9 protein-coding genes are annotated in these 14,259 nt (G+C 52.8%); all 9 read right to left on the reverse strand.

The window, feature by feature from the left end; genetic code table 11:
• Nucleotides 1–81: 81 nt before the first annotated feature.
• The gene (locus AC3RCL_RS15870) at nt 82–1,473 is read right to left on the reverse strand and encodes an ABC transporter substrate-binding protein (protein ID WP_036660567.1); all 1,392 of its coding nucleotides are present in this window, start codon (nt 1,471–1,473) and stop codon (nt 82–84) included.
• Nucleotides 1,474–1,825: 352 nt separating this feature from the next.
• Nucleotides 1,826–3,637, reverse strand: a complete 1,812-nt coding sequence (locus tag AC3RCL_RS15875) for a family 43 glycosylhydrolase (RefSeq protein WP_145036819.1) — start codon at nt 3,635–3,637, stop codon at nt 1,826–1,828.
• A gap of 283 nt (nt 3,638–3,920) precedes the next feature.
• Nucleotides 3,921–5,789, reverse strand: coding sequence for a beta-L-arabinofuranosidase domain-containing protein (locus AC3RCL_RS15880; protein ID WP_492530599.1), 1,869 nt, complete (start codon nt 5,787–5,789; stop codon nt 3,921–3,923).
• 37 nt (nt 5,790–5,826) lie between these two features.
• On the reverse strand, nt 5,827–6,114 hold the full coding sequence (locus AC3RCL_RS15885) for a hypothetical protein (protein WP_492536381.1): 288 nt from the start codon (nt 6,112–6,114) through the stop codon (nt 5,827–5,829).
• A gap of 391 nt (nt 6,115–6,505) precedes the next feature.
• A complete protein-coding gene (locus AC3RCL_RS15890; protein ID WP_492530601.1) occupies nt 6,506–8,719 on the reverse strand; it encodes an ABC transporter ATP-binding protein in 2,214 nt (737 codons plus the stop codon).
• Between the two features lie 23 nt (nt 8,720–8,742).
• Entirely contained in the window at nt 8,743–9,273 is a 531-nt protein-coding gene (locus tag AC3RCL_RS15895) for a DUF1854 domain-containing protein (protein ID WP_304146093.1), read from the reverse strand.
• The gene (locus tag AC3RCL_RS15900; RefSeq protein WP_492530604.1) at nt 9,270–11,537 is read right to left on the reverse strand and encodes an ABC transporter ATP-binding protein; all 2,268 of its coding nucleotides are present in this window, start codon (nt 11,535–11,537) and stop codon (nt 9,270–9,272) included. Before AC3RCL_RS15900 ends, AC3RCL_RS15895 begins: the two co-directional genes overlap by 4 nt.
• Nucleotides 11,538–11,641: 104 nt before the next feature.
• Nucleotides 11,642–12,421 carry an alpha/beta hydrolase gene (locus AC3RCL_RS15905; RefSeq protein WP_492530606.1) on the reverse strand — a complete coding sequence of 260 codons (780 nt, stop codon included), beginning with the start codon at nt 12,419–12,421 and terminating at the stop codon, nt 11,642–11,644.
• 82 nt (nt 12,422–12,503) lie between these two features.
• The gene (locus tag AC3RCL_RS15910) at nt 12,504–14,246 is read right to left on the reverse strand and encodes an SGNH/GDSL hydrolase family protein (RefSeq protein WP_492530608.1); all 1,743 of its coding nucleotides are present in this window, start codon (nt 14,244–14,246) and stop codon (nt 12,504–12,506) included.
• Nucleotides 14,247–14,259: the final 13 nt, after the last annotated feature.

The raw sequence follows: 14,259 nt of genomic DNA on the forward strand, positions 1-14,259 counted from the left end.
CAACACGAATGGCTTTACCTGAAGCCGCCCTCCTAATCGAAAGAGGATGCGAGGGCAGCTGTTATGGTTGACGATCCCTGCTCACTTTTTCCAAACTGTATCAATCGCGGCCTGGAACGGCGCTTTGTATTTCTCGACAACCGTTGATACCGGGATGCCTTCCTGAATTTCCCCTGTAAATTCGTAATAAGGCATCGATGGATACCCGGCGTTGGTATCAACTACTTTGATGCTCTCACCGGCCATCTTGGCATTTTGAATATCGTCCTCATTGCTGAATAGTGTTTCCAGCGTGGATTGTTTCGGATAATCGTAGATTGAGTCGATATCGTTGATTTTCTCGTAAATGTAAACCAGGCGTTCGGGGTGTTCTACCGCGCTTGGAATCGTCAGATAGTTCGGGATCGTATTATGCGAATGATACCCTGTGGCGCTTGGCCCTTTCGGGAATGGAAGAAAGCCGATATCGTAATCCGGCATGTCCTGCTTGAAGTTCTCCATTTCATAGTCGCTGCCGGCAAGCATCAATGTGTTGCCTTGGCGGAAAAATTGGCCCGCCTCAGTCCAGTCCCCTCCTTCCGTAGGCCTGCCAACCGCCTCGGTTGCAAGTCGCGATAAGAAGTTCAATACTTCCAAGGTTTTTGGATCCTCGAGTCCTTGCTGATCGAGAATGACCAGATTCGCCTCGTTCGAAGCCATGGCAGGAACCAGAAGGGAAGCGGTTGCAAGCCCCCAAATATCCAACTTGCCGTCGTTATTTGAATCTTTGTTCGCTTCTTTCGCGACTTGAATGAATGTGTCCCAGTTCCAGTTGTCTTCGTTGACGTATTCCTGCAACGGCTTTATGCCCAATTGATTCATTAGCGTGCGATTATAGAAAATGCCGGATGATGCGCCGTTGATGCCGGTCCGAAATCCGTAGCCTCTTCCTTCGTATTGGGAGTACTCGTTCGTGTACTGCTGTATGAATACCTTCTCATTCTTGGTATATTCATCCACTGGCGCGAACAAACCTTGATTGACCAGCGTCGGAATCATCCATGGCCTTGCAACCCGGATGATATCGCCGATCGGTTCGCCCGCTACCAGCGAAGCTGTCACCTTGTCCTGATACTCGCCGAAATCCACGGTTACGTATTCCATTTTAAAATTATGCTTTTCCATTAACTCTTCCAAATTTCGTTTCCGATTAATGTTGTCAGGGTTGTCTTCCTGAATGGACTCGTCATACCAGGACACCCATTTGATGGTGCTGCCGCCCATATCAAAATCCATTTCCGGCGAACCGGATATGTCTTCCTGGCCGCTTGGTTCGTCTGCCGGTTCCTCGTCTTTCACTGCAGGCTCGTTGACGGCCTCATTCGCTATGCCGGGTTCGCTCGACTTCAGATCACCGCCCGAACCGCTGCTGCATGCCATCATGAACACCAGAATCAGACTGCAGAACAGCAGGCTGATCTTTCGCATCCACATGCGTTATTCCCCTCCCTTGGTCATGGCTGCATTCATGTTGCAGCGCTTACATTTTGTAGCTACCAAGATCATATAACTGCTTGCGTTAACGGACCAGAGAGAAACTAAACATGATTTGTAAATTCTAAAAGTGTTGATGCTCTGGGCAACGCAAAGGGCCAGAAAGTGGAAAGCGCTTGAGCATCGGCTATACGGTGTGCCCAAACTGAATTCATCATTGGCAAAGGATTAACCTCGGGTTCACGTCGTCAAAACGCAAAAGAAGCGCTGCGTACCCGCACACGGGAACACGGCGCTTCTTTTGTTCTTCATGTTCAACAATTCGCACAAACCCAGAAAAGTTGTTGTTCCGTCAGCCTTCCACCAATGCTTCCACCTGCACATCCAGGTATACGGACGCAAGCGCTGGATTCAGGTCCTTCTCTTCCGTCAAGCCCAGCATCGGTTCACCGTCAACGTCGAAATGCACGCGACGGAGACCCGAGCAGCGGGGTTGGCCGATGCCTGGACGAGCGTGATATACGCTCCAGATCGTTCCTTCCTCGTCCTTCACATAAGAATTGTGTCCTGGCCCGTATTCGCCCGGCACGCTTCTGGAGGTTAGCAGCGGGTAATTTCGCTTCGTCCATTGGTTCGGGTCAAGCAAATCAGCGTCAGAATTGACGCTGAGCATGCCGACGCAATACGTGGCATCGACCAGAGCACCGGATATCGTCACGAAGATCTTCCGGTCTGTCATGAGTGCAAAGGGCCCTTCCTCCACGAACGTTTGATTGTTCGCCCAGCCGTAATCGGGCTTGGACAGCAGGACAGGCTCCGATAACAGTCTCCACGGTTCCCTCGGATCCGCCTCGGCGATATAGATCCACGAGCCCAGGTCATGCGGTACCAATTCCCTTTGCGCCCAGAGCACATATAAACGGCCTTTCCGCTCTAATACGGTCATGTCCAGCGTTATGCCGGCTTGAAACAGCGGGCTTCCGTCATTCCTGGCGACCCGGATTGGGGTCCCCCAATCCGCAGCCATTCTCGGATTGCCGCCATTCTTTAACCGCATAACATGCGATTGAATGTCTTTGAATTCGCCGCTGCAGCCGGCAAGAAAAATATACAGATCGCCGCCGATGCCATGAAGTTCAGGCGCCCACAGAAATCGCTTCAGATGATCATGCATGCCTGTATCCAGGATTTTGGTTTCTTCTGCCGAGACCAGACCGAATATGGAATCCGCCTCCCGGATCGATATCGTATGGTTGCCGTCGGCATCATTGGTCGCGACAAAATAATACCTTCCGTCCCACTGCGCAATGCAAGGGTCGGCACGGTTCGTCGCCATCGGAAACGTATAGCGATCCTGCCGAATGCTTCCAGAAATGCGATAAGTTCCGGGACGGCTCCAATCGATCTCGGACGCATCCCACTCAATCGGCTTGATCGTGGTTGTGCCATCACTGTATATCGCCGTCACTTTAACGGCTTGTAACTGTTCTTTGGACGTAACGGCCACACGCTCCGGCAGTTCATTACGCACATGAACCGGTACCGTAAGCTTATGAATCAGCCTCTGAGCCACGCCTCGCGATACACGTATCGCATTGCGGGGCACTGCTCCTTCAATGTCGACGCGTCTCGGGCTTAGCGTGAAAGCTTCGCACGGCTTCGGCTTGGCAGCGTCGTCCGGGCATGTCACATCCGCCATTTCCCTTTGATAATACCTTCCGTCTTCTTCACGCCAACGAAGGATATACCTTCGGGAAGCATGTTCATATTCGCACATGATATCTTGTACATGAAGCCCGTTCGTTAGGTTCAACAGACCGAGCTCCCGATACTGCAGCAAGTCCGGGGAAGTGAACAAAAGCACTGAGCCCTTGCTCTGCTGATCGGGAGAACCGTCCGCTTCCGTCCGAATGGCCAGTACGCCAAAGTTTCCGTCAGCCATGTGGAACAGGTACGGATTCTTCAAACTCTTGGCGGACAGCGTGGCGTTTGAGAGCTCGGCGGCTTTAGCGAACAGCACCCCCGAGTTGTGATTAAGCTCCCGATAACTCATCCCGTCTTCGGTGTAAGCGAGATGCATGCTATATGCAAGCTTCGGGGAATAGATTTCCGGTTCAAGCGGTTCTCTCGTATAGCAGAGAACGCTGAGAATTTCATTTTCCATACGCTGCTCCTTCCCTCCTAACGGATAAGGCTTTTCAAGAATAATCTCTTCCAGCTTTGCACTCGGCTTCGAGTAATGAATATTCACTCCGATCGTCCCGCCGAACAGGAACGTTATATGAGACCTCCGACAGCTTACATCTCTCAAATCTCCATTACGGAAATGGCATTTTTACCGATCTCAGTATCCGCCTGTTTGATCGTACTAGTCATCAGCCTAGATCTATCGCAGGAATGGATGTTGATCAGCTGGACACACAGAATATTTTATTTTTCTCTCTTCACTATAATTTTGTACGCGTTACTTTGAAGTAAATTTGATAAGGTTCGTACCCGATATCCCGAATTCGTTTGAACGTGATGGCAGGTTCCTGGTTGACTGTCTTGAAGAAATACCGCCAACTCCCCCATTCACGTTCATTTTCGTTCTCGATAGCGGACGCAATATCCTCATCCCTCATATAGAGCTGCTGTTCTGATTCGCACAAGCCTGCCAACACTTCTGGACCGTATCGGAAGGCACCTATTCGTTCGTCGTCCGGTAGCGGAACAAACCGAATGCCGATTGGCAGCATGATCGAGACGGTATCGCCTTCCTTCCATGCTCTGTGAATGTCATAGAAGTTCTCGCTGTCCAGAGTCGTCCCCTGCAGAACGTCATTGACGTACACGGATGCTCCCGCCATGATCCACTCAGGTATGCGGAAGCGGAGCGTGAACGTTGTCGGTGCGGCAGCAGATACAATGAAATCGTATTTGCGAAAAGTAGGTATATTTTCATTTATCGACGCTGTATCATTAATAGCTTGGTACCCGGCCGTGTTAGACGAGGATAGGAGGCTACCGCTCATTTTGTCCTGCGTCTGTACGATCCGTATGAGGGTTCCAGCGATACTTGCGTCCAACTCGGAATCGAAATATTGACTGATATAGACGATATCCCCGTCCTGATAATAAATTCCCATGTTCCAGGCCGCATTCGCCTGAACCATCGTGCCGTGGCAGCAGAAGAAGCTGTCGGTTTCCGTGCTCCACTCCTTGCGCAGACCGGCCTTCATGGGGAGGAAATAGGTCAGCAGGCCGGTTCTAGGATAGTTATGCTGACTACCAGTCAAACCATATTCCTGATAATAGGCTTGCGCCATAATGCCATTGTATAGATTGTACTCGATATATTGCGCGTAGGTAGGGTCGCCAGATTGACGAAATAAGAAATCTGCTAGTCGGATCATGTTATAGACAGTACAATGCTCCTGATTTTTGTCACCTAGGCGGGCCTTCATCTTCATCTTCGGCATCCAGACCTCTCCAGCGGTTTGACCGCCTGTCGCAAGGCTTCCCCTTTCCGTTACAGCGCAATTCCAATACGCTTGGACGATGGACAGCCACCTGTCGTCTCCGGTAACCTCATAAGCTCTCGCACAGCCGAGCACTTCCGGTATCGTAGTGTTAGCATGCATATTCGTAAGCGGATCCTTGCCCTCCAGCAAGGGTTGAAACAGCCGACTGCGATAATACCGGTCTAACAGCACACGATATTTGTCCGCTCCGGTTATGTGCAACAGATCGGCCCAAACCTCAAGCATTCCGCCTGTCTCCACATCGAGAATATCGTCGAATTGCTCTCTTGTGAATGTGCCGCTCCATTCGACAAACCAGTCCGCGAACCGATCCACGATATCCAGGGCCTGCCGATTTCCGGCATATTGCCAGGCATCGACCAACCCCATTAATATTTTGTGACAATTGTATTGGGGCGCCCAGATGCTTTTTCCGCTTGCAATCCAGTGCAGATATTTTTCGGGTATCGGACCGACCCACTGACCGCCGTTATCGCGTTGGCATTCATGCAATTCATGCACAATAGCATCCAGTTTGGCCTTTAATTCGATGTCGCCGCTTTCTTCATAATGCAACGCCGCACCAGACAACCAATGACCAAGAAAATGGCCGCGCAATTGGCAGACCGGCGTTTCCCAACCGCCGTGCGCACCTTCGGGAATCGTTCTTCCATGAAATCTTCCGGCCTCCAAATGATAATTAAACAACAGATGACCGCTGTCCAGCTTCATCAGATAGCTTCTGTTCGCTCGTTCCCTGCGAATCAGTTCTTGCTCTTTCAAAATGACCTGTTTGCCTCTCAATGCTTTCATTGAGTTCCTCCCTTCGATATGTCGGCAGAACGAGCTTTTAATCTTTCAGCCCGGATACCGCAATGCCTTTAATAAAGTACTTTTGTCCTAACATAAACAGCATAATAGGCGGAACGAGAACCAACGTGGCCGCCGCCATCAACAACTCCCATTGAGCTGTGTAATAGCCAATAAATTGCTGCAGGCCAAGCGCCAGCGTGAACTTAGATTCATTGTTGATGTAAACAAGAGGGCCCAAAAAATCGTTCCACACACCCAGAAACTGAAACAGCGCAACCACAATGACGGCCGATTTGGATAAAGGAAAAATAACATGCGTGAAAATGTAAAAATAACCTTCTCCGTCAACAAGAGCTGCTTCGTCATTTGGGGGATCGTTCTATGCGATGACCCGGCACCGCTTTCTCATAATCATCCATCCACTCCCGGCTGGCTGGAGGTAATAAGTAAATATCGGCCGAATTGAAAATAGGTTCGATCAGCCCCTTATCCTCTCAGCCCTCCCTTAAACCGTTCCAGCCTGTCTCCGGTCGACAGCGTGTTTTTTCACAGCTATCTTGCAGACTAAGGGTCACCCGGATGAACAGTTCAGTGTAATCTTTACTATGTCGGGCAGCAGCTCAGAATAGGAAACTTGGCTCAATTTCTCCAACGTTCATAAAGATCCATCTTTGTGTTTTCCATATCGTCTATTTCACAGTAAGCTTCTGGCGGCGTCATACCACCACGGAAGGGTCGCTCTTGCGGGACATGCCGCGCTGGGCGGAGATCAGATTGTAGTAGATCCCCTGCTTTTTCATCAATTCTCGATGCGTGCCGATTTCGGCGATCCGCCCCTTATCAAGGACGATAAGTCGGTCGGCATTTCGCAGCGTGGATAGACGATGCGCGATAGCGATCGTCGTGCGATTCTTCGTCACCCGTTTCAGCGCTTCCTGGATGGTCGCTTCCGTCTCGATGTCAAGCGAAGCCGTTGCCTCGTCCAGAATGAGGATTCGGGGATCGTTCAGCACGGCCCGTGCGATCGCTATGCGTTGACGCTCGCCACCAGACAAATTGTTCCCGTTCTCTTCGAGCCTCGTATCGTAACCATCGGGCAAATTGATGATAAAATCATGCGCGTTCGCGATTTTGGCCGCCTCGATTACTTCTTCCGGTTTCGCGCCCGGCTTCGAATACTGAATGTTCTCCGCAATCGTCCCGCTGAACAGGAACGTCTCCTGCAGCACGACTCCGATCTGCGAGCGCAAATCTTCCTGCCGGATCATCCGGATATCGATATCGTCGATCCGAATCTCCCCTTCGTTCACATCATAAAAACGGGAAATCAGATTGATCGTCGTTGATTTGCCCGATCCGGAATGGCCGACGAGTCCGATCATCTCCCCCGGCTTCACGGTGAGGTTGATTTCCTTCAGAACAGGCTCATACGATCGGTAACCGAAAAAAACGTCGCGGAACTCGATCGAGCCCCGAATCCGGTGGCCCACCGCGTTCTTTGCATCGATGACTTCCGGCTGCTCGTCGATCACCGAGAATACACGATGCATAGATATGACGGCATTCGCGATCCAGCGCGGCATGAACATCAACCAGGAGATCGGCCCGAATATCATTGCGGCGTAAGCGCTGAACTGAATCAGTTCGCCAACGTTCATTTCCCGGCCGATAATCATGTAGCAGCCGATCATGAGGACGAGATATTGGCCGATCTGAATCAAATAATTCGAGATCGGCGATAAAACGCTGTACAATTTCTCGCTCTTGATCGCGGCTGCGGCAAATTCGCCGTTGTATTTCCGGAATCTGCGGATTTCCCGCTCTTCCTGGCCGAACGCCTTCACGACCCGGATGCCGCTTATAACGTCGTGAAGGAATGAGTTCGCCTTATCGGAGATTCGCCACTGCTTGTGAAACAGCTTGTGCAGCACGCGTCTCCAAATATAGTAGTGCAGATAAGCAACGAACGGAGCGGGAAGGAGCACGACCAGCGCTAGCCGCCAATCGGCGGTAAAGAGCAGCGCCGCTGACGCGACCAGGATGATCAGTTGGTAGATGGCCGTTGTGCACATCTCCTGAATCAAATGACGGATGCGGTCCGTATCGGCCGTCACCCTGTTCATCAGGTCTCCTGCCCGCTGGGACGTCAAAAATCCGAGCGACATGTTCTGAATCCGATCGAATACCGTTTTGCGCAAATCGGCCGCAATGCCCGTACTGACGCTGGCCATGATCCGGTTTTTGGCGATGCCGAGCAGCTCGCCGAAGGCCAGGGCGAACAGCATCCCTGCGAGGGCAAGGAAGAACACCCTAACGTTCGCTTCTTGCCCGGCGGGGGGCAGCAGCGCAGCGTTGACGAGTAGCTTCTGGAAATAGGGTCCAGCCATCGCCAGTCCCGAAGCGACGATCAGAACGCCAAGCCCAAGCATTAAGCCTCGCCAGTGCCTTCTCGACACGAGAAACAGTCGTTTGAAAGCGGCTGTTCTGCTCATGCATCGGGGACACACCCGCGTACCCGGGACGAGCGATCGTCCGCAAGCTGCACAAACCGGATCCGCTTCATCATGATAAATACGGATGGGGCGATTGGCAGCCATGTCATTCAAGATTTGGGCGATATAGCCGTACCTGGCCGCATGCTGCATCGTCACTCGGACGACGATTCGCTTCGTCTCGTTCTCCGTGGCTTCGAGCACTGCATTGCCAACGAACGGCACCAGCTTATAATCGCTGGCGTCCGCGATGTTTCCCTCGTCTCGCACCTGGCCGTCTTGCACATAGGCCCACCTGCCACCGCCGATCGCAAGATAGCCTTCCACCCGCCGCCCTTCCAGCGACAGGTCGGCCGGGACGCAATAAGCGATCTCCGCTCCGACGACTTGCCGCACCGCCGCTAGATCCTGCTCTGAAAGCGTGAAATTCAAATTCATCGATTGTCCTCCGTTACCGCCGTTTACAATCTCATTTCGACCATTCGGTATTCCTTTTCGCTCAGACGGTCCACCTGAGGGATGACGAATCGGTTTCCGTCGACGTCGATAATCAGCAGGCGGTTCTCCGCCGCGAACTTGACGTTGCCGCTGCCGTTTCGCACCGTAAACCTGCACAGTCCGGCAGTCGTTGCAACTTCCCAATAGGAATAGCCGAACTCCTCGGTTACGGCAATAACCTTCGTTATTTCCGGCGTGAAATAGCGGATTATCATCTGCCTTTCAATCAGGGAGGCCGTGCCTTGGGGAAAATCGTCAAGATGGCGGATCATGCCGATCTCCTTGTTATCCGCCGTACGAATCGACAAGAATGAGCGCTGGTTCGTATGCGGAAAGGAACAATGCACGTAAACCGGCGAATGCACTTCGCCCCCGGTACAGACCGATAGCATACGTCCGTTCGTCTCCGTAAAATCCGTATTGCCCGGGGTCAAATATCGGATGCCTGCCGCATCCGCCAGCTCTGTCCCCCGATGTTCGTCCATCGTCGTCATGCGATGATCTCCCCCTTCATTCTGAGCGCTTCGTCATGTTTGCGGACCAGTTCCCTATAGACGCCCTCCATCGCCATCAGCTCGTCGTGTGTGCCCGCTTCGACGATGACGCCTTTATCCATCACAACCAAGAAATCGGCTTGCCTTAACGTGGACAGCCGGTGGGCGATCGCGATCGTCGTCCGTCCTTTGACAAGCGAATCGAGCGCCTGCTGAATTTGCAGCTCCGTCTCCGTATCGAGCGAGGCGGTCGCCTCGTCTAGAATGAGCACCTTTGGGTTGTGCAGCATGGCCCTGGCGATCGACAGCCTCTGCTTCTCCCCGCCGGACAAGCTGTAACCGCCCGATCCGACCTGGGTATCATAGCCGTCCGGCAGCTTTTCGATGAAATCGTGCGCATTCGCGATTTTGGCCGCATGCAGAATGTCCTCCGCCTGGCAATCGGGATCGGCGTACGCGATATTTTCGGCGATGCTGCCCGAGAACACATAGACATCCTGGGATACGATCCCGATATGACGCCGTAGTGAAGCTGTCGAAAGATCCTTGACATTGACGCCATCGATCCGGATTTCCCCCTCGGTTACGTCGTACAATCGCGACACCAGATTGACAAGCGTCGATTTCCCCGCACCCGAATGGCCGACGACGCCGATCATCTGCCCCGGTCTCGCGCACAAGGACACCTGCTTCAAAATCGGTTTGTTCGGCTCGTAGCCGAACGAAACGTTATCGACCACGATATCGCCTTTCATCGCCGGCAAATGAACGGCGCCAGGACGCTCGGCTACATCCGGCACGGCATCCTGGATCTCGAAGATACGCTGCGCCGCCGCCATGCAATTGGACCACCAGCCGACGATATTGTTCATGAACTGAATCGGCCCGTACAGCATCATCATATAGTTGACGAACGTCAGCACGGCGCCGAACGACATCCGGCCTTGCATCACGTACCAACCGCCGAACGCCCAGATCAAGATCCCGCCCGCCTGCGTCAGAAAATTGAGCACCGGGAACACGGTTCCGCTCAATTTGTTGAAACGCTGTTCGGCCCCGGAGAATGCATCGTTCGCCCGCTGAAAGCGGCGGATCTCCACCTTTTCTTTACCGAATGCCTTGACGACCCGCGAGCCGCGAACCGAATCGCTGATGATTGAATTCAGGGCGCTCACCCTGCGGTGCCTTCGCCAGGACAAGCGCCACAGCTTCGGAAACGCGCTCCGGACAAGCCAGAGGACCAGCGGCATCGGCAGCAGGCAAATCAGCGTAAGCCGCCAATCCATCCAAAGAAGCACGGCGGTGATGCCGATGATGTTCAACGCATTTACGATGAAATAAGAAAGCCCGTCTACGAATAAATATTGCAGTTCCTGTGCGTCGTTATTCACTCGGGTCATGAGATGACCGGTCTGCCTACGCATGAAAAAATCGAGCGACAACCGCTGCAACGCGGTAAATACGGCCGATTTCAAATCGAATGCGACCTTTGCCGCCAGTTTTGCGATAATGGTGCCGAACAAGACCCCGAATAACAGCGATAGCGTTCGGAATGCGAGAATGATCACAATGACAAGACCGATCTTCCCCGCGAAAGCGCCACTTCCGGCAAGCGCCTGATCAAAGAGCACCGTGCCTTGAAAATAAGGAATGACGAGACCGGTCGCCGAGTTGAGCAGCATAAACAACACGATAAAGAAGATGGACAGCTTATACTTGCCCGCAAACGACAGCAAACGTGCGAAGACGGCATGCCTCTTCATGCATTTCGGGCAGAATGGCCTGCCTTCTTCAGGGTACATCAATCCGCATGTCGGACAGGAAGCCCCTTCCGATTCCTCGTTTTGTTCGAAGGCCTGCAACCGCTCGTTTTTCTTCATTTTGTCGAAGGCTCCCGCAAATCGGACGGCCTGTTTCATTTGACCGCTCGTGAATGCGCCGATCACTCGCTCTTCCCGCTCCTTGGCCACGACCATGCCGGAAGCGACCAGATTAACGATGACCAGGGATTCCAATCGTTCGACGGGAATGCGTTCCCATGCCCAATCGACGGAACGGTCTCTCCCCGGCTTGCCAGCGTCCTTGCTCCGGCGGGCTGCATCACTCGAAAACGTCTTCTCCTTCGAAGTGACGCTGCCACGAAAGATGTGAAGATATTCCCGGGACAAGACGAGATATCCGTCCGTATAGCCGCCGTCCGGCAACCGGTCACACTCCATCCAGTGCACCAGATCAGCGGCTTTTGTACCTTTTCTGTCCAACATGGACATGATTTCCTTCGGCAGTAACGTCATGATCTTTTCGCCTTTCGGTCATTTTGGCTGAAAGTAAAAAGCCCGGCCATAAACGGACAAGGCTTCCTTGCACATTAGCTATCTTTAAAAAGGTGCTGAGAAAAATGATACAAATCGCTCTTCCATACGGACCAATCATGTCCGCCAGGTTCCTCAAACCAAATATGTGGAACCTGGTGCTCCGCCAAATACGCATGCGTCCGGTCGCTAATCGGCTTAAGACTGTCTTCGTCGCCGCATGAAAGCCACAGCAATTTGAGCCTGGCCGACGCTTCTTCCGGATGCGGGACGAGCTGTTCAGGAGATTTCGTATTGGGAGCCGGGGAAAAAGCGCCGATCCATGCGAAACGGTCGAGGTGCTTCAAGCCGATATTCAAGGATTGCCCCCCGCCCATGGACAACCCCGCAATCGCACGGTTTTCCCGACCTGTCGATACCGAATAACGCGACTCGATAAAGGGAATCAGATCGTTTAGCAAATCGAATTCGAACGTCTCGAATGCTTTCACTTTGTCCGGATCAAACAGGTCCCCTTCAGCCCGATCGTTCGGCATCGCACGGCCATTGGGAAAAACGACGATCATCGGCGCGAGTTTCCCATCCGCGCATAGATTATCCAGAATCGTCTGCGGATCCGCATGGCGGTGCCATTCCGACTCATCACCACCGATCCCATGCAATAAATAAAGCACGTTGTACGTTTTATCATCGCCATACCCTGGTGGCGTATAGATCGTCGCCTTTCGAAAGTTGCCTACCGTTTCGGATGCATATTCCACCGTTTCGATTATTCCCCTGTCGATATGTTCCCGTTGCCGGTCGAATCCGGCCAATGCCGGTGCCGTCTCCTTCATATTCCTCTCCCCTTCATCTTATTGATTTAGGCCGGTTAATGCCCAATCAAGCCTACCCTTGGAACTTTAAGCTATCGCAATCCTACGGGACGTAACCGAAGCCCAAAATCGTGAATCGCTTATCCTCGTGCCCTTCCGCCATTTGGATCTCTACCACATGTTCTTCTGACTTGGACTCATTGTATAAAATCACGGCGCTGCAGTGCGTCCAATTGACTTCATGCGGATCGGCGGTCTTCTTCAGCTTCCTGTCTACCCATATGTTCGCGGTCCCGAATGCCCGGCTTCCGGAATCTTTATACACAAGGATAAGACTCTTGCTCCGGATGGTCATTTTAAAGCTGTGCTTGCCGGAATCGGCCGTATGCATCCAGTTGTGCGGGAATTGCGGCGTCCCGTATGCATGATCGTCCATTTCCGCCGTCTGCAGATCCGTGTCGATGTCCGAAAAACCGCCAGGATCAATGCGGGCGAAACGGTCGCCATTCCTGCGATCGAGCAGCTTCGTTAAAGCGAAGTCGTTTCCGATCAGCGGAGACTGTACATCCGTCAGGTCCTCCTCGTCGATGGAGGAACGATCGGTTACCTCGAATAACCAGCCCAAACAATCGGCCATCACCCGATGTCCTGCATTGGTCGGATGATATATGTCGTAGAAAAACTGCCTTTTCGTAATCACGTTGCCTTGCTCCTTGCTGTATCGAAACTGTTCCGTGACCGCATCCTTCACGCTGACCATCGGAAGGTTGTAATGCCAGCCTACGGGGGCTAGCCGGTCTTGAAGATTCCAGTCGTTCACGAATACGCTGAACAGCAAAATCACCGCCGGCTTGTGATCGGCACGAAGAGCCTTGAGGACCAGGCTCTCGTAACAGTTTCCTTTCGTTTCGTCGCCGGCGTCGTTGACGGCAAACTCGACGATCACGATATCCGGCTGTACCTCCCCTTCTCGAAGCACATCCCGATCATAGCGGACGATGCCCAGCTCCGACGGCGTGCCGCCTACGCCGGCTTTGATCAGACGCATCGGGCTGTCGGCGGCTGGTGCAAACCTTCGCTTGAACAGGTCATAGGATTGGTATGCGTAGCATTGGGAATGGAGCGGGACAGCACCGGCCCCTTGGGTGATGGAACCACCGATATAGGCGATGGTTACGGGCTCGCCTCGCTTCGCTTTTTCGATCGCCGCTTTTAGTCGTTTGTTATGGCCCGGGCTTATGAGCGATTTCTTAATCATGTCTTGATATGCTTGTGATTCCACATCGACCGGCGGGTCGGCTGCAACCTCGGGAACTTGGTAACCGTCACGAAGATAGAATACGATGCTTGCCGTTGCCAACGCGCCCCCTCGCTCAAACTCCAAGACGAATTTGCCCGGAACATGGTCATCCGAATATCGACACTCGTCGTCATCCAGAACCAAGAGCGTTTCCGTTCCGTTGGCTGGACAGGTTATAGTCTGCCGGGATCCCGTTTCGTATGGATTCGCTTTTCCCCAGTTCCAAAATGTGAATAGGGCGCTCGATACGTCTCGTTCATGAGCATGAACGGAGATCCCGATACAGTCCACCAGCCGGCGGAGACCGCTGCTGCTCTTTAGCAGCTCAAGAATGGTTTCATCCGTCACACCTCCCGTAAAACGGGCTTTATCGACGAGTTGGCTCCCGTCCAGGTAAATCTCTTGCGTATACTTCCCATCGGGACGAATCGTCGCTTCGATCATCGTCTCATATAGGATGTAAAGTCCGCGGCGTCCGACTGCCGGATCCTGCGGTGCGGCCGGGCCTTCCGTTTCATTTGCCGCTGTCGTCCCATGGTCTGCCATGGCTCGTCATCCT

It is taken from the genome of Paenibacillus sp. MT86 (assembly GCF_058792535.1).